At 68.8% G+C, this 24,474-nt stretch carries 22 protein-coding genes and 1 pseudogene; 19 read left to right on the top strand and 4 right to left on the bottom strand.

The genetic code is table 11. The features are described 5' to 3' along the window. Positions 1-8: 8 nt before the first annotated feature. Together R0232_RS15360 and R0232_RS15355 are read left to right on the top strand one after the other, a co-directional pair. The gene (locus tag R0232_RS15360) at positions 9-485 is read left to right on the top strand and encodes a hypothetical protein (RefSeq protein WP_431512647.1); all 477 of its coding nucleotides are present in this window, start codon (positions 9-11) and stop codon (positions 483-485) included. Then, positions 482-829 carry a hypothetical protein gene (locus tag R0232_RS15355; RefSeq protein ID WP_431512646.1) on the top strand — a complete coding sequence of 116 codons (348 nt, stop codon included), beginning with the start codon at positions 482-484 and terminating at the stop codon, positions 827-829. The genes R0232_RS15360 and R0232_RS15355 overlap by 4 nt, the downstream gene beginning before the upstream one ends. 155 nt (positions 830-984) lie before the next feature. Here the strand turns inward: R0232_RS15355 and R0232_RS15350 are convergent, their stop codons facing one another. Together R0232_RS15350 and R0232_RS15345 are read right to left on the bottom strand one after the other, a co-directional pair. Then, positions 985-1,974 carry a tripartite tricarboxylate transporter substrate binding protein gene (locus R0232_RS15350; protein WP_431512645.1) on the bottom strand — a complete coding sequence of 330 codons (990 nt, stop codon included), beginning with the start codon at positions 1,972-1,974 and terminating at the stop codon, positions 985-987. Between the two features lie 74 nt (positions 1,975-2,048). Then, positions 2,049-3,137, bottom strand: a complete 1,089-nt coding sequence (locus tag R0232_RS15345; protein WP_431512644.1) for a tartrate dehydrogenase — start codon at positions 3,135-3,137, stop codon at positions 2,049-2,051. Between the two features lie 116 nt (positions 3,138-3,253). On the opposite strand from R0232_RS15345, the pseudogene R0232_RS15340 reads away from it, so the two are divergent. The 16 genes and pseudogenes from R0232_RS15340 to R0232_RS15265 all read left to right on the top strand — a co-directional run bounded on the left by R0232_RS15340 (position 3,254) and on the right by R0232_RS15265 (position 21,302). Next, positions 3,254-4,202, top strand: a pseudogene (locus tag R0232_RS15340) (LysR family transcriptional regulator). A 228-nt stretch (positions 4,203-4,430) separates the two neighbouring features. Then, on the top strand, positions 4,431-5,393 hold the full coding sequence (locus R0232_RS15335; RefSeq protein WP_431512643.1) for a MurR/RpiR family transcriptional regulator: 963 nt from the start codon (positions 4,431-4,433) through the stop codon (positions 5,391-5,393). Continuing rightward, positions 5,390-6,388 (top strand): isoaspartyl peptidase/L-asparaginase family protein, encoded by a 999-nt coding sequence (locus tag R0232_RS15330; RefSeq protein ID WP_296787587.1) that lies wholly within the window; start codon positions 5,390-5,392, stop codon positions 6,386-6,388. Before R0232_RS15335 ends, R0232_RS15330 begins: the two co-directional genes overlap by 4 nt. 26 nt (positions 6,389-6,414) lie before the next feature. Further along, on the top strand, positions 6,415-8,316 hold the full coding sequence (locus tag R0232_RS15325; RefSeq protein WP_431512642.1) for a dipeptide ABC transporter ATP-binding protein: 1,902 nt from the start codon (positions 6,415-6,417) through the stop codon (positions 8,314-8,316). A gap of 91 nt (positions 8,317-8,407) precedes the next feature. Continuing rightward, entirely contained in the window at positions 8,408-9,961 is a 1,554-nt protein-coding gene (gene gsiB, locus R0232_RS15320) for a glutathione ABC transporter substrate-binding protein GsiB (protein ID WP_057591101.1), read from the top strand. Between the two features lie 80 nt (positions 9,962-10,041). After that, the gene (gsiC, locus tag R0232_RS15315) at positions 10,042-10,962 is read left to right on the top strand and encodes a glutathione ABC transporter permease GsiC (protein ID WP_261205959.1); all 921 of its coding nucleotides are present in this window, start codon (positions 10,042-10,044) and stop codon (positions 10,960-10,962) included. A gap of 10 nt (positions 10,963-10,972) precedes the next feature. Next, positions 10,973-11,914, top strand: coding sequence for a glutathione ABC transporter permease GsiD (gene gsiD, locus R0232_RS15310; RefSeq protein ID WP_431512641.1), 942 nt, complete (start codon positions 10,973-10,975; stop codon positions 11,912-11,914). Continuing rightward, positions 11,911-12,960 carry a P1 family peptidase gene (locus R0232_RS15305; protein ID WP_431512640.1) on the top strand — a complete coding sequence of 350 codons (1,050 nt, stop codon included), beginning with the start codon at positions 11,911-11,913 and terminating at the stop codon, positions 12,958-12,960. The genes gsiD and R0232_RS15305 overlap by 4 nt, the downstream gene beginning before the upstream one ends. Positions 12,961-12,985: 25 nt before the next feature. Next, on the top strand, positions 12,986-13,807 hold the full coding sequence (locus R0232_RS15300; RefSeq protein WP_431512639.1) for a M55 family metallopeptidase: 822 nt from the start codon (positions 12,986-12,988) through the stop codon (positions 13,805-13,807). Between the two features lie 858 nt (positions 13,808-14,665). Next, on the top strand, positions 14,666-16,444 hold the full coding sequence (locus tag R0232_RS15295) for a nitrite/sulfite reductase (protein ID WP_431512638.1): 1,779 nt from the start codon (positions 14,666-14,668) through the stop codon (positions 16,442-16,444). Beyond that, complete coding sequence (locus R0232_RS15290) at positions 16,441-16,836, top strand: DUF934 domain-containing protein (protein WP_057596678.1); 396 nt, start codon at positions 16,441-16,443, stop codon at positions 16,834-16,836. The genes R0232_RS15295 and R0232_RS15290 overlap by 4 nt, the downstream gene beginning before the upstream one ends. Positions 16,837-16,863: 27 nt before the next feature. After that, the gene (locus R0232_RS15285; protein ID WP_093341456.1) at positions 16,864-17,484 is read left to right on the top strand and encodes a phosphoadenosine phosphosulfate reductase family protein; all 621 of its coding nucleotides are present in this window, start codon (positions 16,864-16,866) and stop codon (positions 17,482-17,484) included. A gap of 41 nt (positions 17,485-17,525) precedes the next feature. Continuing rightward, positions 17,526-18,467, top strand: coding sequence for a sulfate adenylyltransferase subunit CysD (gene cysD / locus R0232_RS15280; protein WP_203205795.1), 942 nt, complete (start codon positions 17,526-17,528; stop codon positions 18,465-18,467). A gap of 106 nt (positions 18,468-18,573) precedes the next feature. Then, the gene (locus R0232_RS15275; protein ID WP_431512637.1) at positions 18,574-19,902 is read left to right on the top strand and encodes a sulfate adenylyltransferase subunit 1; all 1,329 of its coding nucleotides are present in this window, start codon (positions 18,574-18,576) and stop codon (positions 19,900-19,902) included. 42 nt (positions 19,903-19,944) lie between these two features. Beyond that, positions 19,945-20,274, top strand: coding sequence for a ferredoxin FdxA (gene fdxA / locus R0232_RS15270; RefSeq protein ID WP_057596674.1), 330 nt, complete (start codon positions 19,945-19,947; stop codon positions 20,272-20,274). Continuing rightward, positions 20,232-21,302: an NAD(P)/FAD-dependent oxidoreductase gene (locus R0232_RS15265; RefSeq protein WP_431512636.1), complete on the top strand. Its 1,071-nt coding sequence runs from the start codon at positions 20,232-20,234 to the stop codon at positions 21,300-21,302. Before fdxA ends, R0232_RS15265 begins: the two co-directional genes overlap by 43 nt. A gap of 7 nt (positions 21,303-21,309) precedes the next feature. On the opposite strand, the gene R0232_RS15260 is transcribed toward R0232_RS15265, so the two are convergent. After that, the gene (locus R0232_RS15260; protein WP_431512635.1) at positions 21,310-22,614 is read right to left on the bottom strand and encodes an aspartate aminotransferase family protein; all 1,305 of its coding nucleotides are present in this window, start codon (positions 22,612-22,614) and stop codon (positions 21,310-21,312) included. A 121-nt stretch (positions 22,615-22,735) separates the two neighbouring features. On the opposite strand from R0232_RS15260, the gene R0232_RS15255 reads away from it, so the two are divergent. Beyond that, positions 22,736-23,485, top strand: a complete 750-nt coding sequence (locus R0232_RS15255; RefSeq protein ID WP_431512634.1) for a TetR/AcrR family transcriptional regulator — start codon at positions 22,736-22,738, stop codon at positions 23,483-23,485. Here R0232_RS15255 and R0232_RS15250 read toward each other — a convergent pair. Then, on the bottom strand, positions 23,472-24,416 hold the full coding sequence (locus R0232_RS15250; protein WP_057596670.1) for a LysR family transcriptional regulator: 945 nt from the start codon (positions 24,414-24,416) through the stop codon (positions 23,472-23,474). The genes R0232_RS15255 and R0232_RS15250 overlap by 14 nt on opposite strands. Positions 24,417-24,474 lie beyond the last annotated feature (58 nt).

Below are 24,474 nucleotides of genomic sequence, written 5' to 3'. Positions count from 1 at the left end.
TGTATCCGATGCCGATCCAGCGATTCAACTTGTTCATTTGCCTGCTGCTCATGTCCGGCTTTGCCAATGCACAGATCGAGTGGCCATTGCTCCACGCGACGAGATCGGTGAAATTTACCGAGGCCATCGTTCTTCAGTGCAACACATCTGCCCCGGCAGAAGCAGGCGTCCGACTGAAAGCGTTTCAGTCATGGAAGGCACGCAACGAGCGTCAAGCCACCGCCTTGCAGGAGTTCAACATGAAGCGAATTCGCGAGGAAGCTCCCGAGCAGAGCCCCGCAGAGATAGAAATTGAACTCGACAAGGAACTCCAGAGGACGATCCTGTTCATGGTTTCAGACGACGCAGCCATGTGCGCCGATCTGGCGCGCTGGCTCGACAGTGCAGAAAGCGAGCCTCGCCGCCAGGTCATCGACCTGATGCTGCCGCCGGACCTTCCCGCAGCGCCACACGCCGCCCCATCCGAACAAGCACACAACCGATGAACCTCGAAGACCCATTTCGCGCCATAGAGGAATGGAGCGGATGCGCCATCTCGCCGCCCCTTCGAGCATTGCTCTCCAGCCTCGGCGACACCACCGTCGGCGACCTCGCTCACTTCTACGCCCCCGCCGACCTGCGAGAACGCAACGAGACCTACGAAACCAGGGCGTACTGCCCCGGCTGGCTGACGATCGGCGATGACGGTGGAGGCAGCGCCATCGTCGTGGCACCGGACCGATGGCCGACCGCCGTGTACCTGGTGGGCCATGGCAGCATGTCGCGCGTCGACTTCGTCGAGGTGGCCGAGGACCTTCACGAATGGGTGGGTTCGGGCTGCAAGCTGTAGATCTCCGCACTATCGCGACGATCGCAGGGTCTCCCGTGGCCATGGCGGCATTCCTGCGGACGAACCGCCTGCGCCCGATCGGGCCTGCCGGCCGCGAATCCAGTGAAGTGGTTCTTCCTCAAATGACAATTTCAGGCACACAAGCCCTCACACCCTCAATCAATCGCCACCCTCGCCTCCTTCACCAGCCTCGCATACTTCGCGGTGTCACTGCGAATCCGCGCCGCCATCTGCGCCGGCGTATCCCCCACCGGCTCCGCCCCGATCTCCTCCATGCGCTTCCTGAACTCCGGCGACTGGATGATCTTCACCATCTCGGCGTTGAGCCTGTCCACGATCTCCTTCGGCGTGCCCGCCGGCGCGAGGATGCCGAACCAGGTGCCCTGGTCGAAATCCTTCAGGCCCGACTCGGCCAGGGTCGGAACATCGGGCAGGCTGCTCGAGCGCCTGGCGGTGGTCACGGCCAGCGCGCGCAGCTTGCCGGCGCGGATGTGCTGCAGCACGGGCGTCAGGGTGTCGAAGGACATGTCGACCTGGCCGCCGAGCAGGTCGGTGGTGAGCGGCGCGCTGCCCTTGTAGGGCACGTGCAGCAGCTCGATGCCCGACAGGGCCGAGAGCCGGGTGCCGATCAGGTGCTGCACGGTGCCGTTGCCGTTCGAGCCGTACGAAAGCCTGGCCGGCGCGGCCTTGGCCTGGGCGATCAGCGCCTGCGCATCGCGCGCGGACGACCTGGCGTTGACGACCATCACGTTGGGCACCAGCGCGACGGTGGTGATGGGGGCGAAGCTCTTCTCGAAGTCGTAGGGCAGCTTGCGGTAGACGCTGGTGGCGATGGTGTGGTGGACCGCACCCATCAGCAGGTTGTAGCCGTCGGGCCGCGCCTTGGCGACGTAGTCGGCGCCGAGCGTGGCGCCGGCGCCGGGACGGCTCTCGACCACCACGGGCTGGCCCAGGCTCTGCGAGAGCTTGTCGCTCAATGAACGCGCCAGCACGTCGGAGCTGCCGCCGGGCGGAAAGGGAACGACGAGGTTGATGGGCTTGGCCGGCCAGGCCTGCGCGGCCGCGGTCGAGGCGGCCAGGCCGAGGGTGAAGGCGGCGGCGAGCGCGGTCAGTGCCGCGCGGTGGCGGACGATGGGCTGAGTCACGGGTTGTCTCCTTTTTTGTCGTGGCAATGGCCGGCCGTGCGCGCACGCCCTCTCCGGCCCCGGGGGCGGAAAACTCAGGCGGCCTGGCGCTCGGGCAGCGGGGCCAGCAGCGCGCAGACGGCGCGGGTCACGTCGGCGGTGGTGGCGCTGCCGCCGAGGTCGCGCGTGTGCAGCGAGGTGTCGGCCGTGACCTGTTCGATGGCACGCATCAGGCGCGCGGCGGCCTCGGGCTCGCCGAGGTGCTCGAGCATCATCACGACCGACCAGAAGGTGCCGACCGGGTTGGCCAGGCCCTGGCCCATGATGTCGAAGGCCGAGCCGTGGATGGGCTCGAACATCGAGGGGAAGCGGCGCTCCGGATCGATGTTGCCGGTGGGTGCGATGCCGAGGCTGCCCGCGAGCGCGGCGGCCAGATCGCTGAGGATGTCGGCATGCAGGTTGGTCGCGACGATGGTGTCGAGCGAGGCCGGCCGGTTGACCATGCGCGCGGTGGCGGCGTCGACCAGTTCCTTGTCCCATCGCACCTCGGGGAACTCCCTGGCCACCTGCACGGCGATCTCGTCCCACATCACCATCGCATGGCGCTGGGCGTTGCTCTTGGTGATCACGGTGAGCTGGCGGCGCGGCCGCGAGCGGGCCAGCGAGAAGGCGAAGCGCATGATGCGCTCGACGCCGGCGCGGGTCATCATCGAGACGTCGGTGGCGGCCTCGATCGCATGGCCCTGGTGCACGCGGCCGCCGACGCCGGCGTACTCGCCTTCGGAGTTCTCGCGCACGATGACCCAGTCGAGGTCGCCGGGGCCGCAGCGCTTGAGCGGGCCGTCGATGCCGGGCAGGATGCGCGTGGGCCGCACGTTGGCGTACTGGTCGAAGCCCTGGCAGATCTTCAGGCGCAGGCCCCACAGGGTGACGTGGTCGGGAATGTGCGGATCGCCGGCCGAGCCGAACAGGATCGCGTCCTTGTCGCGCAGCGCGTCGAGGCCGTCGGCCGGCATCATCTCGCCGTGGGCACGGAAGTAGTCGCCGCCCCAGCCGAAGTCCTCGAACTCGAAGCCGAAGCGCTCGCTGCCGGCGGCCAGCGCCTCGAGCACCTCGCGCCCGGCCGGCACCACCTCCTTGCCGATGCCGTCGCCGGGAATGGTTGCGATCCTGTAGGTCTTCATGGTGTAGCTGCGTCGCTGAAGTGTTGGAATGGCTTCGACTGTAGGAACTCGACGTGCGATCGGATCGCCCCTAAAGTCAATCCATCGTTAACTTCAAGTCAACAGTCAAAACCGCGATGGCCCACGAGATCCAACCCGCCGACCTCGGCTTCTTCTCGGCGCTGGTGCGCGCCGGCAGCCTCAGCGCGGCGGCGCGCGAACTCGGCATCACCACGGCCGCTGTGAGCAAGCACCTCGCGCAGATGGGAGGCGCGGCTCGGCGTGAGCCTGGTCAACCGCACCACGCGGCGCATGGGCCTCACGCCCGAGGGCGAGCTCTACCTCGCGCAGGCGCGGCGCATCCTGGCCGACATCGAGAGCCTGGGCGAGCAGCTCGGCGTGTCGAAGGCGGTGCCGCAGGGCCTGTTGCGCGTCAACGCCACGCTGGGCTTCGGGCGCAGCCATGTGGCGCCGCTGATCTCGAAGTTCGTGCGCCGGCATCCCGAGGTCGAGGTGCAGCTGCAGCTGTCGGTGAACCCGCCGCCGCTGACCGAGGATTCGTTCGACGTCTGCGTGCGCTTCGGCGCGCCGCCCGAGGCGCGCGTGATCGCGCGGCGCATCGCGGCCAACCGGCGGCTGCTGTGCGCGGCGCCGGCCTACCTCGCGAAGCACGGCACGCCCAAGGTGCCGAACGACCTCACGCGCCACAACTGCATCGGCATCCGCCAGGGCGAGGAGGCCTACGGCCTGTGGCGGCTGTCGAGCGGACGTGGCGCGAGCGCGAGCACGCAGGCCGTGAAGACGCGCGGCACGCTGACCACCAACGACGGCGAGATCGCGGTCAACTGGGCGCTCGAGGGCCACGGCATCCTGATGCGCGCCGAATGGGACATCGCGCGTTACCTGCGCAGCGGGCGGCTGGTGCAGGTGCTGCGCCCCTTCCACACGCCCGATGCCGACATCTACGCGGTGTATCCGCAGCGCCACCAGCTCGCGGCGCGCGTGCGGGCCTTCGTCGACTTCCTCGCGCAATCGCTCGAGCAACAGGCTTCGGCGGCCTCCGCGGCCTCGAAGACCGCGTTCTGACGCGACCCTAGGGAAATCCCCGAGGCCGTGCTCGCGGCCGTGCCCGCGCGCGCCCTCGTCCAGAGGGAAAAGCACGCGCGCGGTGCCCTCCCTCACCCGCCCCGATGTCCCCACGGCACTGGCCCGCAACTTGCAAACTCGGCCAAAAATGACAGAAAATTTTCTTAACTGACTTATATTTGTAAATCAGTTTTCAAATTTGCACCGTTCCGGCGCCCTTCCGAACCCATGAGCACCAACGTCGACCCTCCAGGCACCACCGTGGCCCAGCGCATCGCGCAGGCCCTGCCGCGGCTGTCCCGCTCGCACCGGCAGGTGGCCGACTACGTGCTCGAGCATCCGCTGCAGGTGGCTACGCTGCCGATCGACGAGCTGGCCACGGCCGCCGGCGTGTCGGTGGCCACGGCCAACCGCTTCGCGCGCGCGCTCGACTTCGACGGCTACCCGGCCTTCCGGGCCGAGCTGGTGCGCGGCTTCGAGCCGCTGGTGGCGCCGGTCGAGCGGCTGCGCGGAAACCTCGAGCGGCCGACCACGGTGTCGGAGGTGTTCGCCGCGGCGCTCGAGGAGAGCCGCCGCAACATCGACGCCACGCGCCAGTCGCTCGACTACGCGGCCTGCGAGGCGGCGGTGGAGCGCATCGGCAAGGCGCGCTCGATCTACATCGGCGGCTTCGGCGCCAGCGCCTGGCTCGCGGGCCTGCTGCAGCACGGGCTGGACAGCAGCTGCAGCGACGTGCGCCTGCTCTCGGGCGTGAGCGGCGTGACCCATGCCGCGCGCACGCTGATGCATGCGGGGCCGCAGGACGTGTTCATCGGCGTGACCTTCCCGCGCTACCTCACCGACACCATCGCGCTGGCGCAGATCGCGCGCGGCCAGGGCTGCGCGGTGCTCGCGCTGACCGACCGGCCGAGTTCGCCGCTGGCGCCGCTGGCCGACGTGGCGCTCTATTGCCAGACCGAGACCAGCTACCGCCCCAACTGCGAGACCAGCGTGCTCGCGCTGATCGAGGCGCTGACCAGCGCCGTGGCGCTGCGCGCGCCGGGCGCGGTGCAGTCGGCGGGCCGCATCCTGCAGGCGGTGCGGCCGTGGCTGCACGGGGGCAACGGGCCACGCACGAATGGCGCGAACGGCGCGAACCCGCAGGCCACGCCGCCCGTAGACAGCACCCCGAAGAAGAAGACCTCCCGATGAACAGCCCCACCCAGAACGACAACGCCTCCACCCCGCGCGTGCCCGTGATCGCCATCCATGGCGGCGCCGGCACCATCAGCGCGGGCACCACCACGCCCGAACAGGCCGCGGCCTATCACGAGGCGCTGCGCCACATCGTGGCCACCGCCCAGGCCGCGCTGCTGCAGGGCGCCTCGGCGCTCGACGCCACCTGCCTCGCGGTCGAGCTGCTCGAGGACTGCCCGCTGTTCAACGCCGGCCACGGCGCGGTCTTCACGCATGACGAAACCCACGAGCTCGACGCCGCGGTGATGGACGGCGCCACGCTCGCCGCCGGCGCGGTCGCGGGCGTGTGCCATGTGCGCCGCCCGGTGCGCCTGGCGCGCGCGGTGCTCGAGGACGGCGCGCACGTATTGCTCGCGGGCGCCGGGGCCGAGGCCTTCGCGCGCGAACGCGGGCTCGAGATGGTCGAGCCCTCGTACTTCTCGACCGAGGCGCGCCGCCAGCAGCTGCACCGCGTGCGCGACACCGGCCGCGTGGTGGTCGACCACGAGGGCGCGGCCATGGCTTCGCTCGCGCATGCCCCGCTCGACGAGGACCGCAAGTTCGGCACCGTCGGCGCGGTCGCGCTCGACATGCACGGCCACCTGGCCGCCGCCACCTCCACCGGCGGCATGACCAACAAGCGCGTGGGCCGCGTTGGCGATTCACCGCTGATCGGCGCCGGCACCTATGCCGACGACGCCACCGCCGCGGTCTCGTGCACCGGCAGCGGCGAGATGTTCATCCGCATCGCCGCCGCGCACGACCTCTGCGCGCGCATGGCCTACGCCGGCGCCACGCTCGAAGCCGCCGCCTACACGGTGGTGATGAAGTCGCTCTCGGCCATCGGCGGCACCGGCGGCCTGATCGCCGTCGACCGCCACGGCAACCTCGCGCTGCCCTTCAACACCGAGGGCATGTACCGCGCCCATGCGCGCGGCCGCGAGACCCCGAAGACGGCGATCTTCGCCTGACGCCACCGCTTCCTTTCCCGACCGCCATGTCCGCTGCGACCTCCCTCCCCCCTCTGCCCAACCTGCCCCATCTCCCTGAGGGCCGAGTGCTCGCGGTCGACGACCTCAGCGTGCGCTTCACCACCTCGGAGCGCACGGTCGATGCCGTGAAGAAGCTGTCCTTCCACGTCGACCATGGCGAGACGCTCGCGGTGGTGGGCGAATCGGGCTCGGGCAAGTCCGTGACCTCGCTCGCGCTGATGCGTCTGGTGGAGCACGGCGGCGGCCGCATCCTCGACGGCCGCATGGCGTTTCGCCGCCGCAACGGCGAGGTGCTCGACCTCGCGCAGGCGCGCGACCACACGATGCGCGGCATCCGCGGCGCCGACATCGCGATGATCTTCCAGGAGCCGATGACCTCGCTGAACCCGGTGTTCACCGCGGGCGACCAGATCGCCGAGGCCATCCGCATCCACCAGGGCAAGAGCAACGCGGCCGCGCGCGCCGAGGCACTGCGCATGCTCGAGCTGGTGCGCATCCCCGAGGCGCGCAACGTGCTCGACCGCTTCCCGCACCAGCTCTCGGGCGGCATGCGCCAGCGCGTGATGATCGCGATGGCGCTGTCGTGCAAGCCGCAGCTCCTGATCGCCGACGAGCCGACCACCGCGCTCGACGTGACGATCCAGGCCCAGATCCTCCAGCTCATCCGCGAGCTGCAGCAGGAGATGCGCATGGGCGTGCTGTTCATCACCCACGACATGGGCGTGGTGGCCGAGATCGCCGACCGCGTGCTCGTGATGTACCGCGGCGACAAGGTCGAGGCGGGCCCGTCGGACACCGTGTTCGGCGCGCCGCAGCATCCCTACACCCGTGCGCTGCTGTCGGCCGTGCCCAAGCTCGGCGCCATGCAGGGCACCGAGCTGCCGGCCAAGTTCGAGCTGCTGCGCACCGAGACCGGTGCGCAGACCGTGCCCTGCACCCACACCGAGCCGCACGACACGGTGCGCGCCGAGGCCGGCCCGATCCTGCGCGTGCGCGAGCTGGTCACGCGCTTCGACGTGCGCAGCGGCGTCTTTGGCCGCGTGAAGCGGCGCGTGCATGCGGTCGAGAAGATCAGCTTCGACCTCTACCCCGGCGAGACGCTGGCGCTGGTCGGCGAATCGGGCTGCGGCAAGTCGACCACCGGCCGCTCGCTGCTGCGCCTGGTCGAGAGCCAGAGCGGCGCGATCGAGTTCGGCGGCCAGAACATCCGCGAGCTGCCCACGCGCGAGCTGCAGGCGCTGCGCCGCAACATCCAGTTCATCTTCCAGGACCCCTTCGCCTCGCTCGATCCACGCGTGACGGTGGGCTTCTCGATCATGGAACCGTTGCTGATCCACGGCATCGCCAAGGGCGCCGAGGCGCAGCAGCGCGTCGACTGGCTGCTGCAGAAGGTGGGCCTGCCGCCCGAGGCGGCGCAGCGCTATCCGCACGAGTTCTCGGGCGGCCAGCGCCAGCGCATCGCGATCGCGCGCGCGCTGGCGCTCAACCCCAAGGTGGTGGTGGCCGACGAATCGGTGTCGGCGCTCGACGTCTCGATCCAGGCCCAGATCGTCAACCTGATGCTCGACCTGCAGCGCGAGCTCGGCGTGGCCTTCCTGTTCATCTCGCACGACATGGCGGTGGTGGAGCGCATCAGCCACCGCGTGGCCGTGATGTACCTCGGGCAGATCGTGGAGATCGGCCCGCGCCGCGCGGTGTTCGAGGCGCCGCAGCATGCCTACACGCGCAAGCTGATGGCCGCGGTGCCGGTGGCCGATCCCTCGCGCCGCCACAAGCAGCGCGCGCTGCTCGAGGGCGAGATCCCGAGCCCGATCCGCGCCGTGGGCGACGAGCCCGAGGTGCCGCCGCTGGTGCAGGTGGCGCCCGGCCATTTCGTGGCGCGGCATGCCATCGGCGGCGCTTTCTGACGCCGTTGAGTTCTTCCTTCGTTTTTCCGTCGCAGGGCCCCCTGCTTTTTTGTTCCTCCCTCTCTCTCACGAATCGACTGGAGTTCTTCCCATGAAGCCATCCTCTTCCTCCCTGCGATGGGCCTCTGCGCTGCTGGGCCTGGCCGCGCTCGCCGCCTCGGGCTCGGCCCTGGCCGCCAAAGACGTGGTGCTCGCCATCGGCTACCAGCCCGAGACGCTGGACCCGTACAACACCAACACCACCATCACGACGGCCGTGACCAAGACCTTCTATGAAGGCCTGTTCCAGTTCGACAAGGACCTGAAGGTGCAGAACGTGCTGGCCGAGGGCTACGAGGTCTCGAAGGACGGCCTGGTCTACACCATCAAGCTGCGCAGCGGCGTCAAGTTCCACGACGGCACCGACTTCAATGCCGAGGCCGTGAAGTTCACGCTCGAGCGCGTGCTGAACCAGGACAACAAGCTGCTGCGCTACAACCAGTTCAACCGCGTGGGCAAGGTCGAGGCGCTGAACCCGACCACCGTGCGCATCACGCTGAAGGAGCCCTTCGGCCCCTTCATCAACTCGCTGGCCCATGCCTCGGCCGCGATGATCTCGCCGACCGCACTCAAGAAGTGGGGCAACAAGGACATCGCCTTCCACCCCGTGGGCACCGGCCCCTTCGAGTTCGTCGAATGGAAGCAGACCGAGGCGGTCAAGGCCAAGAAGTTCGACGGCTACTGGAAGAAGGGCTTCCCGAAGGTCGACACCGTGCAGTGGAAGCCGGTGCTCGAGAACAACACGCGCGCCGCGATGATGCAGACCGGCGAGGCCGACTTCGCGTTCCCGATCCCCTACGAGCAGGCCGAGCTGCTGAAGAAGAGCGACAAGCTCGAGGTCGTGGCCTCGCCCTCGATCATCACGCGCTTCCTGGCCTTCAACATGCTGCAGAAGCCCTACGACAACCAGAAGGTGCGCGAGGCCATCGGCTACGCCATCAACAAGGAGGCGCTGGCCAAGGTGGCCTTCGGCGGCTATGCGATCCCCGCGCAGGGCGTGATGCCCCAGGGCGTGAAGTACGCCGAGAAGATGGCGCCCGTGCCCTACGACGTGAAGAAGGCCAAGGAACTGCTGGCCGAGGCCGGCTACCCGAACGGCTTCGAGTCGGTGCTGTGGAGCGCCTACAACAACACGACCAGCCAGAAGACCATCCAGTTCGTGCAGCAGCAGCTCGCGCAGGTCGGCATCAAGCTGCAGGTGCAGGCGCTCGAAGTGGGCCAGCGCACCGAGCAGGTCGATGCCTGGCCCGATCCCAAGACCGCCAAGGTTCGCCTGTACTACACCGGCTGGTCCTCGTCGACCGGCGAGGCCGACTGGGGCCTGCGCCCGCTGTTCGCCTCCGAGTCGTGGGCGCCGAAGCTCAACAACATGTCGTTCTACAAGAGCGAAGTGGTCGACAACGCGCTGGCCAAGGCGCTGGTGTCGGTGGACGAGGCCGAGAAGGCCGCGCTCTACAAGACCGCGCAGGAACAGATCCGCAAGGACCTGCCGCGCCTGCCGCTGGTGACGGAGCAGAACCTGTCGGCGCATTCGAAGCGGCTGACGGGCGTGTTCGTGATGCCCGACGCCAACATCAACATCGACGCGATGTCGGTGGCGAACTGATCGCGGGTTTCCCGTTTCCTGACTGACCGCGCGATGGCCGGCGGCACCCCGCCGCCGGCCGTTCGCGGCCCCTGCTCCCCATGCTGAACTACTTCCTCAAACGACTGTTGGGCCTGATCCCCACGCTGCTCATCGTGGCGGTGCTGGTGTTCCTGTTCGTCCACATGCTGCCCGGCGACCCGGCGCGCCTTGCCGCCGGCCAGGAGGCCGACGAGCAGACCGTGGCCATGGTCCGCGCGGAGCTCGGCCTCGACAAGCCGCTGCCGCAGCAGTTCGCGAACTTCTTCACCCACATGCTGCAGGGCGACTTCGGCACCTCGATCCGCACGCGGCGGCCGGTGTCGACCGAGATCGCCGAGCGCTTCTTCCCGACGGTGATGCTGACCGTCACCAGCATGGTGTGGGCCGTGATCTTCGGCATGGGCATCGGCATCGTCTCGGCCGTGTACCGCAACCAATGGCCCGACCGCATCGGCATGACGCTGGCGGTGTCGGGCATCTCCTTTCCCGCATTTGCATTGGGCATGCTGCTGATGCAGATCTTCTCGGTGCAGCTCGGCTGGCTGCCCACCGTGGGCGCGGCCACCTGGAAGCACTACATCCTGCCCTCGATCACGCTGGGCGCGGCCGTGGCGGCCGTGATGGCGCGCTTCACGCGTGCCTCGTTCGTCGAGGTGATCCAGGAGGACTTCGTGCGCACCGCGCGCGCCAAGGGCGTGCGCGAGCGCAGCGTGATCATCAAGCACTGCCTGCGCAATGCGCTGATCCCGGTGGTCACGATGATGGGCCTGCAGTTCGGCTTCCTGCTCGGCGGCTCGATCCTGGTCGAGGCGGTGTTCAACTGGCCCGGCCTCGGCCGCCTGCTGGTCGACGCGGTGCAGATGCGCGACTACCCGGTGATCCAGACGCTGGTGCTGCTGTTCTCGCTCGAGTTCATCCTGATCAATCTCGTGGTCGATGTGCTGTACGGCTTCATCAACCCGACCATCCGCTACAAGTGAGGCCGCCGCCATGACCCAAGCCACCGGCGTGCCTGCCGAATCCCCCCTTCCCGCCGCCACGTCCGCTGCCACGCTCGTGACCGCGGTCCAGACCGCGGGCAAGGTCCGCACCCCCTGGGGCGAATGCTGGCGCCGCTTCAAGAAACAGCCCGTGGGCATCGTCGCCGCCCTGTTCGTGCTGCTGCTGGTGTTCGTCGCCGTGTTCGCGCCGTGGATCGTGCCCTTCGATCCCGAGAACTACTTCGACTACGACATGCTCAACAGCGGGCCCTCGGCCACGCACTGGTTCGGCGTCGACCCGCTGGGCCGCGACATCTTCAGCCGCATCCTCGCGGGCGCGCGCATCTCGCTGATGGCGGGCTTCCTGTCGGTGCTGGTCGGCGGCTTCGTCGGCACCGCCTTCGGCCTGCTCGCGGGCTACTACGAAGGCTGGTGGGACCGCATCGTGATGCGCATCTCGGACGTGCTGTTCGCCTTCCCCGGCATCCTGCTGGCGCTGGGCGTGGTCGCGATCCTCGGCAGCAGCATGACCAACGTGGTGGTGGCGGTGTCGGTGTTCAGCGTGCCGGCCTTCGCGCGGCTGGTGCGCGGCAACACGCTGGTGCTCAAGCAGCAGACCTACATCGAGGCCGAGCGCAGCATCGGCGCCTCGGACTGGACCATCGTCGTGCGCCACATCCTGCCGGGCACCATCTCCTCGATCGTGGTGTATTTCTCCATGCGCGTGGGCACCTCGATCATCACCGCGGCCAGCCTGTCCTTCCTCGGCATGGGCGCGCAGCCGCCCACGCCCGAATGGGGCGCGATGCTCAGCGAGGCGCGCGCCGACATGGTGACCTCGCCGCACGTGGCGCTGTTCCCCAGCCTCGCGATCTTCTTCACCGTGCTGGCCTTCAACCTGCTGGGCGACGCCCTGCGCGACGCGCTCGATCCGAAGATCGACCGCCAATGAACGCGAACGCCCTGCCCCGCATCGGCGGCCTGCGCCCCGGCCCGCGCGACGCGATCAGCGACGTCGCGGGCGTGACCGTGGGCCACCGCACGCTCGCCGAGGGCCCGGTGCAGACCGGCGTGACCGTGATCCGCCCGCATGCCGGCGACCCGTTCCGCGACAAGGTGCCGGCGGCCGCCGTGGTGCTCAACGGCTTCGGCAAGAGCGTCGGGCTCGTGCAGCTCGAGGAGCTCGGCGTGCTCGAGACGCCGATCGCGCTGACCAACACCTTCTCGGTCGGCACCGTGGCCGGCGCGCAGATCCGCGACTGCATCGCGCACAACCCCGAGACCGGGCGCTCGCTGCCGACCGTGAATCCGCTGGTGTTCGAGTGCAACGACGGCTTTCTCAACGACATCCAGCGGCTGGCCGTGGGCGAGGCCGACTACCAGCGCGCGCTGGCCGATGCCGGCGCGGATTTCGCGCAGGGTTCGGTGGGCGCGGGACGCGGCATGTCGAGCTTCCAGCTCAAGGGCGGCATCGGCAGTGCCTCGCGGCTGGTGCCGGTGGGAGCGGCTTTGCACACGGTGGGCACGCTGGTGCTCGCGAACTATGGGCGGCAGCCCGAGCTGCGGCTGGCGGGGCACGCGGTGGGCGCCCGCCTTGCAGCGCTCGTGGCCGACCGGGCCGTGGCGCAGGAGCCCGAGAAGGGCTCGATCATCGTCGTGGTCGCGACCGACGCGCCGCTCGATGCGCGCCAGCTGCACCGGCTCGCGCTGCGCGCGGGGGCCGGGCTGGCGCGTACCGGCTCGGTCTTCGGGCATGGCAGCGGCGACATCGTGCTGGCCTTCTCGACCGCCTACACCGTGCCCGACCGCGCCGAACGCGCGATGCCGGCCGTGGCGATGCTGCACGAGACGCAGCTCGACGGGCTGTTCCAGGCGGCGGCCGACGGGACCGAGCAGGCGATCCTGCATGCGCTGTGGCGGGCCAAGTCGGTGACCGGGCGCGACGGGCATCATCGGACCGCGTTGAGCGAGCTGCTGTCGCCTTCCCTCTTTTTCTGATTTTTCTCTTTTGCCGGGTGCCCTCATGAAAGTGCTGATCTCCACCGATATCGAAGGCGTTGCGGGGGTCTATCACCCCGAGCAGACGCGGCAAGGCAATCCCGAATACGAACGCGCCCGACTGCTGATGGCGCACGAAGCCAATGCGGCGATCGCGGGGGCCTTCGATGCGGGGGCCGACGAGGTGCTGGTGAACGACTCGCACGGGGGGTTTCGCAACATGCCGCCCGATGTGCTCGATCCTCGGGCGCGCGTGGTGCAAGGGAAGCCGCGCTATCTGAGCATGGTGGCGGGGGTGGAGGAAGACGGGGTCGAAGCGGTCTGCATGGTGGGCTACCACTCGCGGGCGCAGGGGCGCGGGATCCTGGCGCACACGATCAACAGCTTTGCCTTTGCGGGCATCTCGCTCGGCGGGCAGGAGCTGGGCGAGGCTGGGCTTTATGGGGCGCTGGCTGGGGAATATGGGGTGCCGGTGGTGATGGGCAGTGGGGACGATGTGTTCATTGCAGAGAATCGTGGCTTGTTTCCTCAGGCTGTGTTCGTGGAGACGAAGAAGGCTACTGGGAATACCAGTGGGGTTTCTTTGTCGCCCGAGAGGGCTCGTGAAGCGATTCGGGCTGGGGTTCAAGTCGCGCTGTCTTCACGGGTCAAGGTTCTTCCGCTGGTGTTCGAGGGGCCGCAGACTGTGACTTTGAGGGCGCAGACTGCGGCGCTGGCGGATCTGTTTTGCCAGTGGCCGGGGTTTGAGCGGGTCGATGGAGTAACCCTGCGTTTCTTGGCTCCTGACGTCGAGGCTGCTGTTCGGATGTTGAACTGCTGCTCGGCGATGTCTTCGATGTTGCGCTGAGATTTGATCTTTCTTTTCTCTGCTTAGGCCGTAGGCCGGGTCTCGCCCCGGCGGGCGACTTACTTTTCTTGTCTCGCCAAGAAAAGTAAGCAAAAGAAGGCGACCCCGCTGTCTGTGTCCCTCCGCTTCGCTACGGGCAACCTGCGGTGCTCGGAGAAAGCGGGGGTCCGCAGAACTCGCTTCGCTCAGACAGCTGCGGCCCTTATCCCGCTTTCTCCTGCGCTCCTCGGCACAGCCAGAGGGGATGAGGGTCAACGCGCCATGGCGCGCCCTTGTGTGGGGTGCTGGGATTCGTAGGCCCTGGATCTTTCACCAAGGCCGAGCAACGCGAAGGCCCGTTGGGTCTTGGTGGCCGAGCGCAGCGATGGCCCGAACCACTCCCCTCTGGCTGCGCCGAGGAGCGCAGCGTTTCGCGGATAAGGGCTCGCAGCTGTCTGAGCGCAGCGCAGCGGAGCGAGTTCTGCGAGACCCCGCGAAACGCGAGCACCGCAGGTTGCCCGTAGCGAAGCGGAGGGTCGCAGACAGTGGGTCGCCTTTTCTTTGGTTACTTTCTTTTGGCGAAGCAAAAGAAAGTGACTCGCCCGCCGGGGCGAGACCCGGCCACAGCCTAAAAACAGAACACAACCCCAACCCAAGCCCCACCCCAAAGGCTTCCTAAAATCACCCCTCCCCCCGCACCCGCCCTTATCCAGAATAAGCATCCAACCGCCCGCAAACCCGCATGAACACTGGCGAATAAGCTTATCCGCATAAGGCGCGAACCAAAAAATAGTTTGGTTCCATAAGGCACGCTTTCAGAATCCCGGCTTCTTGCTGGCGCGCTGGACGCACCGCACTTCAAGACAAGACTCACGCACGATGTACCAATACACAGACTTCGACCGCCAGTTCGTTCATCAACGAGCCGCCCAATTCCGCGACCAGCTCGAGCGCTGGCAAAAGGGCCGCCTCCACGAAGACGAGTTCCGTCCCCTGCGCCTGCAGAACGGCTGGTACGTGCAGCGCTACGCCCCGATGCTGCGCGTGGCCGTGCCCTACGGCGAACTCTCGAGCCGGCAGGTGCGCGTGCTCGCGAAGATCGCCCGCGAGTACGACGAGCCCGAGGCCGAGGTCTACAAGAAGGCCATCGAGACCCAGGGCCAGCTCGGCAGCCAGAAGCTGCCCACCCACTACGCCCACTTCTCGACCCGCCAGAACGTCCAGTTCAACTGGATCCCGCTCGCCAAGTCGGCCGACGTGATGGACCTGCTGGCCTCGGTCGACATGCACGGCATCCAGACCAGCGGCAACTGCATCCGCAACATCACCAGCGACGAACGCGCCGGCATCGCGATCGACGAGGTGGCCGATCCGCGCCCCTACGCCGAAATCATGCGCCAGTGGAGCACGCTGCATCCCGAGTTCGCGTTCCTGCCGCGCAAGTTCAAGATCGCGATCACGGGCGCCGACGAGGACCGCGCGGCCACGGGCTGGCACGACGTGGGCCTGAAGCTGGTGAAGAACGAGGCCGGCGAGATCGGCTTCCGCGTGCAGGTGGGCGGCGGCATGGGCCGCACGCCGATCGTGGGCACGGTGCTGCGCGAGTTCCTGCCGTGGCAGCAGATCATGAACTACCTCGAGGCCGTGATCCGGGTCTACAACCGCTATGGCCGCCGCGACAACATCTACAAAGCACGCATCAAGATCCTGGTGAAGGCCGAAGGCCAGCGCTACATCGACGACGTCGATGCCGAGTACAAGCAGATCCTCGAGCACGACGGCGCGCCGCACACCATCACGCAGGAAGAGTTCGACCGCGTGGCCGCCTCCTTCGTGCCGCCTGAACTGGCCACCCGCGTGCTGCAGAGCGCCGAGAAGACCGACGCCGAGCTGCGCGCCCATGCCGCCGAGGACGTGCAGTTCGCACGCTGGCTCGCGCGCAACGTGGCGCCGCACAAGAACCCGGCCCTGCGCGCGGTCACGCTGTCGTTCAAGCGCCTGAAGCAGGCGCCCGGCGATGCCTCGGCCGACCAGCTCGACACGCTCGCGCAACTGGCCGACCGCTTCTCGGCCGGCGAAGCCCGCGTGACGCACGACCAGAACGTGGTGCTGCCCTGGGTGCACGCCGAAGACCTGCATGCGCTGTGGCTCGCCGCCCGCGCGGCCGGCTTCGCGAGCGCCAACGTGCACCTGCTGACCGACATGATCGCCTGCCCCGGCGGCGACTTCTGCGCGCTGGCCAATGCGCGCTCGATCCCGATCGCCGAGGCGATCACCGAGCGCTACCAGGACCTCGACGAGCTCGACGACATCGGCGAGATCGACCTGCACATCAGCGGCTGCATCAACTCCTGCGGCCACCACCACAGCGGCCACATCGGCATCCTGGGCGTCGACAAGGACGGCAAGGAGTGGTACCAGGTCACGCTCGGCGGCTCCGACGGCTCGGCCCTCAGCGGCGCGCCGCAGGCCGGCAAGGTGGTCGGCCCCTCGTTCTCGGCGGCCGAAGTGCCCGGCGTGATCGAGGCCGTGCTCACGACCTACCGCGACACGCGCGAGAACGGCGAGAACTTCATCGACACGCTGCGCCGCGTGGGACCCGACCCGTTCAAGGCCGCGGCCAACGGTGCGCGTTTCAAGGTGGAGGAAGCAGCATGAACAAGACCCTGAACATCCTGGCGGCCGAAGAACACGTGGACGACGGCGACCCGAAGGTGCTGCAACTGGCGAACGACGCCGATCCGCTCGCGATCGAGGTCTGCCTGTCGGACATCGAGCGCATCGACCTGCACTTCCCGAAGTTCACCGACGGCCGCGCCTACAGCCAGGCCTTCCTGCTGCGCCGCCGCCTGGGCTTCAAGGGCGACATCCGCGCCACCGGCGACGTGCTGATCGACCAGCTGGTGCAGATGGAACGCACCGGCTTCTCGAGCGCCGTGCTCAAGGAAGGCGTGGACGCCTCCGACGCGCAGCGCCAGTTCGACCGCTTCTCGGCCTTCTACCAGGGCGACGCGGTGCAGACCGCGCCGCACTTCGCGGCCGGCAACTGAGTTCCCACAGCAAAGCCTGATTCATCCATGAGCATCGACCTCGCACGCATCAACACCGAACTCGGCCGCAACGCCGAAGGCCTGGTGGACTGGGCCATCGGCCTGGGCCAGAACGCGATCGTCACCACCAATTTCCGGCCCTTCGAGGCCGTGATCCTGCACATGGTGACGCGCGCCAAGCGCGACGTGCCGGTGATCTGGATGGACAACGGCTACAACACCGAGGCCACCTACCGCTTCGCCGACGAGGTGACCAAGCAGCTGGGCCTGGACCTGCACATCTACCTGCCGCGCCGCTCGCGCGCGCACCGCGAGGCCGTCGACGGCCCGACGCCGGCACTCGACGACCCGCGCCACGCCGCCTTCACCGAGGAGGTGAAGCTCGAGCCCTTCGCGCGCGCCCTGCGCGAAACGGCGCCCAAGGTCTGGTTCACCGCGCTGCGCGCCACCGACACGGCCGTGCGCGCGCAGATGGAGCCGGTCAGCATCAACCCCGACGGCCTGATCAAGGTCGCGCCGCTCTTGCACTGGTCGTCCAAGGACCTCTACACCTACTGCGAGGCGCACGGCCTGCCGAACAACTTCGACTACGTGGACCCGACCAAGGGCGAGGACAACCGCGAATGCGGCCTGCACCTCTCGCATTGAACGCACGCTCCACCGACTCCGAATCTCCAGCGCCCCACCCGATGAACGCCCGTACCGAATCCGATCTGCTGCTGCCGCCCGCGCACCTGTCCAACACGCACCTCGATGCGCTGGAAGAAGAAACCATCTTCATCCTGCGCGAAGTGGCCGCGGCCTTCGAGCGCCCCGCGCTGCTGTTCTCGGGCGGCAAGGATTCGCTGGTGCTGCTGAAGTGCGCCGAGAAGGCCTTCGGCGTCGGCCGCCTGCCCTATCCGCTGCTGATGATCGACACCGGCCACAACTTCCCCGAAGTGACCGACTACCGCGACCAGCGCGCCAAGGAACTGGGCGCCGAGCTGATCGTGCGCAGCGTCGAGGACTCGATGAAGCGCGGCACGGTGCGCCTCGCGCACCCGGGCGAATCGCGCAACGCGCACCAGTCGGTGACCCTGCTCGAGGCGATCGAGGAATTCCGTTTCGACGCGCTGATCGGCGGCGCGCGCCGCGACGAAGAGAAGGCCCGCGCCAAGGAGCGCATCTTCTCGCACCGCGACAGCTTCGGCCAATGGCAGCCCAAGGACCAGCGCCCCGAGCTCTGGACCCTGTTCAACACCCGCCTGGCACCGGGCGAGCACTTCCGCGTGTTCCCGATCTCGAACTGGACCGAACTCGACGTCTGGCAGTACATCGAGCGCGAGCATGTCGGCCTGCCCTCGATCTACTACACGCACAAGCGCGAGGTGGTCGAGCGCCGCGGCCTGCTGGTGCCGGTGACCGAACTGACCCCGCCGCGCGACGGCGAAACCGTGCAGGTGCGCGACGTGCGCTTCCGCACCGTGGGCGACATCACGACCACCTGCCCGGTCGAGAGCCTCGCGGCCGACGCGGGCGACGTGGTGCTCGAGACGCTGTCGGTCGATGTCAGCGAACGCGGCGCCACCCGGATGGACGACATGACGTCCGAAGCTTCGATGGAAAAACGCAAGAAAGACGGTTATTTCTGACCCACCCCCGTCCCTCGCTCACTTCGTGTAGCTCGACTCCCCCCTCAAGGGGGCGACACCAGCGGCCCGGCAAAGCCGGTTCCGCGGTGTCTCCCGAAAGAAACCCATGACCGCCACCACGCTTCCACCCGAAATCACAGCCGACACCGGCACCGCGCTGCGCTTCATCACCTGCGGCTCGGTCGATGACGGCAAGAGCACGCTGATCGGCCGCCTGCTGGTCGACAGCAAGACCGTGCTGCAGGACCAGCTCGCTGGCGTGCAGCGCGGCGGCGAGACCGACCTCGCGCTGCTGACCGACGGCCTGTCGGCCGAGCGCGAGCAAGGCATCACGATCGACGTGGCCTACCGCTACTTCTCGACCGCCAAGCGCAAGTTCATCATCGGCGACGCACCGGGCCACGAGCAGTACACGCGCAACATGGTGACGGCCGCCTCGGCCGCCGACGCCGCCGTGGTGCTGGTCGATGCCACCAAGCTGGCCTGGGCCGCCGAGGTGGAGGACGGCACCGTGGTCAAGCGCGAGCTGCTGCCGCAGACGCGCCGCCACACGCTGCTGACGCACCTGCTGCGCGTGCAGTCGATCGTGTTCGCGGTCAACAAGCTCGACGCCATCGCCGATGCCGGCCTGGCCTTCGAACGCATCTCGGCCGCGCTCAACGCCTTCGCCGAAGCCGCGGGCGTGCAGGTGGCCGCGATCGTGCCGATCTCGGCGCTCAAGGGCTGGAACGTGGCCACCCGCCATGCCGACTGGGTCGGCTACGAGGGCCCGAGCCTGCTCGAGCTGCTCGAACAGTTGCCGGTGACGGCGCAGGACGAATCGGTGCCCTTCGCCTTCCCGGTGCAATGGGTCGAGAAGTTCTCGTCCTCGGCCGATACCTCGCAGGGCCGCCGCGTGTTCTGGGGCCGCGTGGCCTCGGGCCATGTCGAGCCGGGCCAGCGCGTGACCGTGCTGCCGAGCAACCAGACCGCCACCGTGGCCCAGGTGCTGAGCCACGCGCGCCAGCCGAAGACCGTGCATGCGGGCCACAGCGCCGGCATCGTGCTCGACCGCGAGGTCGACGTGTCGCGCGGCGACTGGCTGCTGGCGCCCGAGGCCTTCGAGCCGGTGCGCGAGATCACCGCCACCGTGGCCTGGCTCGACGACGAGCCGCTGGTCGCGGGCCGCGTCTACTGGGCGCTGCAGGGGCATCGCTGGGTCAAGGCCAAGGTCGCGCGCATCGTCGACCGGGTCAACATCACGACGCTCGAATCCGAGCCCGCGACCCAGCTCGAGGCCAATGCCATCGGCGACGTGGTGCTCGCGCTGCAGCAGCCGCTGGCCGTGCTGCCGTTCACGCGCTCGCGCACGCTGGGCTCGCTGGTGCTGGTCGATACGGCCTCGCATCGCACCTCGGCGGCCGTGCTCGTGCGGCCGAGCGCCGCAAAGGCCTAAAATCAAGGGTTTTTCCCGACCACAGACCGCATACAACGCCAAATGACCCACGTCGTCTCCGAAGCCTGCATCCGTTGCAAATACACCGACTGCGTGGACGTTTGCCCCGTCGACTGCTTCCGCGAAGGTCCCAACATGCTGGTGATCGACCCGGACGAATGCATCGACTGCGCGGTCTGCATTCCCGAGTGCCCGGCCAACGCCATCTTCGCCGAGGAAGACCTGCCGGCCGACCAGATCGCCTTCATCAAGCTCAATGCCGAGCTGGCCCAGGCCGACGGCTGGAAGAGCATCACCAAGCGCAAGCCCGCCCTGCCCGACGCCGACGAGTGGAAGGACAAGACGGGCAAGATCTCGGAGCTGGTGCGCTGAGCCAGTCCCCCGCCCCCATCGAGACCGACGCCCTGATCATCGGCGCCGGCCCGGTGGGGCTGTTCCAGGCCTTCCAGCTCGGCCTGCTCGAGATCTCCTGCCACATCGTCGATGCGCTGCCCGCCGCGGGCGGCCAGTGCGTGGCGCTGTACGGCCACAAGCCGATCTACGACATTCCCGGCACGCCGGTGACCAGCGGGCGCGAGCTCGCGCAGTCGCTGCTGGCGCAGGTGGCGCCGTTCAAGCCGGTCTTCCATTTCGGCGAGCAGGTCGCCACGCTCGAGCGCCAGGCCGACCAGCGGCTGCTGCTGGGCACCTCGGCCGGCCGCCGCTTCCTCGCGAAGACGGTGTTCATCGCGGCCGGCGTCGGCGCCTTCGTGCCCAAGCGCATCGCGCTGGACGACATCGGCCGCTTCGAGGGCCAATCGCTGTTCTATCACCCCGACTCGCTCGACCGCTTCGCGGGCCAGGCCGTGGTGGTCAATGGCGGCGACGACACGGCGCTCGAAACCGCGATCGCGCTGACCGCCATCGCCAGGCAGGTCACGCTGGTGCATCGGCGCGACGGCTTCCAGGCCGACGAGGCCACGGTGGCCGCGATGCGCGCGCTGGTGGCCGAGGGCCGGCTGGGCTTCCAGGTCGGCCAGCCCAGCGGCTTCGACGGCCAGACGCTGCGCATCGCCACGCCCGATGCCAGCACGGTCGAGCTGCCGCTCGATGCGCTGGTCGCCTGCCTGGGCATCTCGCCGCGCCTCGGGCCGATCGCCGACTGGGGCTTCGAGCTCGAGCGCAAGCAGGTGCCGGTCGACACCGAGAAGTACCAGACGCGCGAAGCGGGCGTGTTCGCGGTCGGCGACATCAACACCTACCCGGGCAAGAAGAAGCTGATCGTCTGCGGCTTCCACGAGGCCACGCTGGCCGCATGGGGCGCCGCGGCGATCGTGTTCCCCGGGAAGGCGATCCCGCTGCAGTACACGACCACCAGCACCCGGCTGCACGAGCTGCTGGGCGTGGCCGGCAAGGCCTGAGCCGCGTTCAGCCCAGAGCGGGCAGCAGCGCGCGGTACTCGGCGATGAAGCCGCCGATGGCCCCCACGTAGCGTTCGATGTCGGCGTCGCCGAGCGGCAGCGACAGCACCACGAAGCCGCGCGGCGAGGTGTAGATGCCCGCGTTCAGCAGGTGGAAGAACAGCAGCTGGCGCAGCCGCCCATCGACCGCCGCAAGATCGGCCACGCGCCGCACCTCGCCCTGCAGGAAATGCGCGTTCATCAGCGAACCCACGCCCGTGAACTGCAGCGCCACGCCCTCCTTCGCGCCCAGCGCGTTGAGCCGCGCGCGCATCGCCTCGCCGCGCTCGGCCAGCGCGCCGGCCGCCTCGGGCGTGAACAGCTGCGTGAGGCCCGCCTGGCCGGCCGCCATGGTCATCACGTTGTTGTTGAAGGTGCCCGAGTGCGCGAGCGCGCCGGTGCGCGGGTCGAACTGCGCCATCACGTCGGCGCGGCCGCCGAAGGCGCCGAAGGACATGCCGCCACCGATGTACTTGCCCAGGGTCGTGAGGTCGGCGCGGATGCCCAGCTCGTTGGCCAGCCCGCGCGGGCCCAGCCGCGAGGTCATGACCTCGTCGAAGATCAGCAGCGCGCCGGCCGCCGTGGCCGCCTCGCGCAGCGCCTGCAGGAAATCGGGCTGCCCCGGGATGCAGCCGGCCGCGCCCTGCATCGGCTCGACCAGCACGGCCGCGATCTGCGAGGCCTGCTCGGCGATGCGGGAGCGCGCCGTCTCGGCGTCGTTGTAGGGCAGCACGAGGAAGTCGAAGGGCACGGTGGTGGGCAAGGGCTGGTCGCCGAAGCCCAGCACGCCACCGTGGTAGCCGCCCGAGAACACCACGATGCGGCGCCGCCCCGTGAAGTGCAGCGCGGCCGTGAGCGCCATCAGGTTGGCCTCGGTGCCCGAGTTGGTGAAGCGCAGTCGTTCGACCTGCGGGAAGCGCTCGCGGATGGTCCGCGCCAGCCGGCCCTCGAGCAGGTTGTGGCCCGTGAGGTTGACGCCGCCCTGCATCGCCTCGATCACGGCCTCGCGGATCTCGGGCGCCGAGTGGCCGTAGACGCCGGCCGTGTACTCGGCGATGAAGTCGGCGTAGCGGTGGCCGTCGGCATCCCACAGCGCGGCCCCCTCGCCGCGCGCGATGGTCAGCGGGAACGGCGCGTAGAACAGCACCGAGCGCGTGTTGCCGCCGGGCATGGACTCGACATTGGCCTCGAACTGGCGCCGGCTGGCGGGGTTGGCCTCGGCGAAACGGCGGTGCGCCTCGGCCAGGGCGTGGTCGATGGGGGCAAGGGTCATGGCGGCTCCTGGAAAGGGTTGGACGGCTGGAATTGACGCTTGGCTCAGCGTTAATTGTTCGATGCTCAATTTTTCGATGTTTATACAATCAATTCACCGACCGAACAATGGCACCCACCCGATGACCACCGCGCGCAAGAAAGCCGCTCCCCCGCCCCGCACCGCCGGCCGACCCGCGGGCGGCGCCGCGCTGACCAAGGGCCGGATCGCCGAGGTCGCGCTGGCGCTGATCGACGAGGCCGGCCTCGGCGCCTTCAGCCTGCGCGAGGTGGCGGCACGGCTCGGCGTCTACCCGGCCACGGTGCACTGGCACGTGAGCTCGCGCGAGGCGCTGCTGGCCGAAGTCGCGGCCACGGTCATGGCCGACGTGGCGCCGCCCGCCGATGCCGCGCAGCCGGGCTGGCAGGCCTGGATCGCCGAGCTGTTCCGCCGCTGCCGCGCGGCCGTGCGTCGCCATCCCAACGTCGCGCAGCTGCTGGGCGCGCAGCTGGTTTCCAACGGCAGCCTGCCGACCGCGCTGGTCGAGGGCGTGCTCACGGCGCTGACCGAGGCCGGCTTCGAGGGCGAGCCGCTGCGCGAGGCCTACAACTGCACGATCGCTGCGATGCTGGGCTTCCTCACGATGGAGTTCTCGCCGCTGCCCTCGGACAACACGCAGACCTGGGCCGAGGAGCTGCGCGAGCGCGTCCACACCATCCGCCCGCTCGACCACCCGGTACTCTCGCGCAACCTGCCGCTGCTGGCCAACCGCGCCTTCATCGTGCGCTGGGACAACGGCAGCACGGTGCCGCTGGACAGCAGCTTCGAGCGCCACGTCCAGATGACCATCGACGGGCTCGAAGCCTTCGCGCGGCGCGTCAGGCCGACGTAGGCACGGGCATCGGCACCGCATCGGCCTCGCGCCCGATGCGCAGCAGCGCGTCCTTGAGCCACAGCACGCCGGCGTCGGAATTCGAGCGCCGGTTCCAGCACACGACCGAGCGGTAGCCCTGCAGCTCGAAGGGCAGCGGATGCACCGCGAGCAGCGCGTCGAAGCGCGCGGCCACGCGCAGCGGCATCACGGCCACGTGGTCGGTCTGCGCCAGCAGGTCGACGATCTGGCCGAAGCTGGTCATGGCCACGCTCATGCTGCGCTGGCGGCCCTGGCGCGCGAGCACCTGGTCGATCAGGTCGTCGAGCGCCGAGCTGCCGTAGCCCAGGAACACGTGCGGCGCGGCGCAGAAGTCGTCGAGCGAGGCGGCCTCGCCCATGGTCGGATGGCCGCGGCGCACCGCGACCACGTAGCGGTCCTCGTAGAGCAGCGCCGACTCGCAGTCGCTCGGCGGCTGCAGCCGCGGCAGCACGGCGACGTCGAAATCGCCCTTGCGCAGCCGCTCGGTCAGCGTGAGGAAGGAGCTGGTCTCCCAGTACAGCCGCACGCGCGAACCGCAGGCCACGAGCTCGTTGGCCAGCCGCGGCAGCAGCAGGTGGCTCGCGTAGTCGCCGCCCGAGATGCGGAAGATGCGCTGCGAATGCTCGGGCTGGAAGCGGTCGTCGGGCTCGAGCATGGCCGACAGGTCGGCCAGCACGCGCTCGACCTGGCCCGCCAGCGCCGTGGCGCGCGCGGTGGGCTGCACGCCGTGCGCGGTGCGCGTGAACAGCGGGTCGTCGAAGGTCTCGCGCAGCCGGTTGAGCGAGGCGCTCACCGCGGGCTGGCTCAGGAACAGGCGCGTCGCCGCGCGCGACACGCTGCGCTCGCGCATCAGCGCATCGAAGGTCCGCAGCATGCCGACGTCCAGGCTGCGGATATCACGTCGGGCCATATCTCATATCCAAAGCTTCGAATTGCCCGGGGCACGGGCGGTACTTATCGTCGGGTCC

This window comes from Variovorax sp. DAIF25, assembly GCF_050711835.1.
Classification (GTDB): domain Bacteria; phylum Pseudomonadota; class Gammaproteobacteria; order Burkholderiales; family Burkholderiaceae_C; genus Variovorax.
The sequence above is the reverse complement of the archived record's forward strand: the minus strand, read 5'-3'. Positions and strand labels throughout refer to the sequence as shown.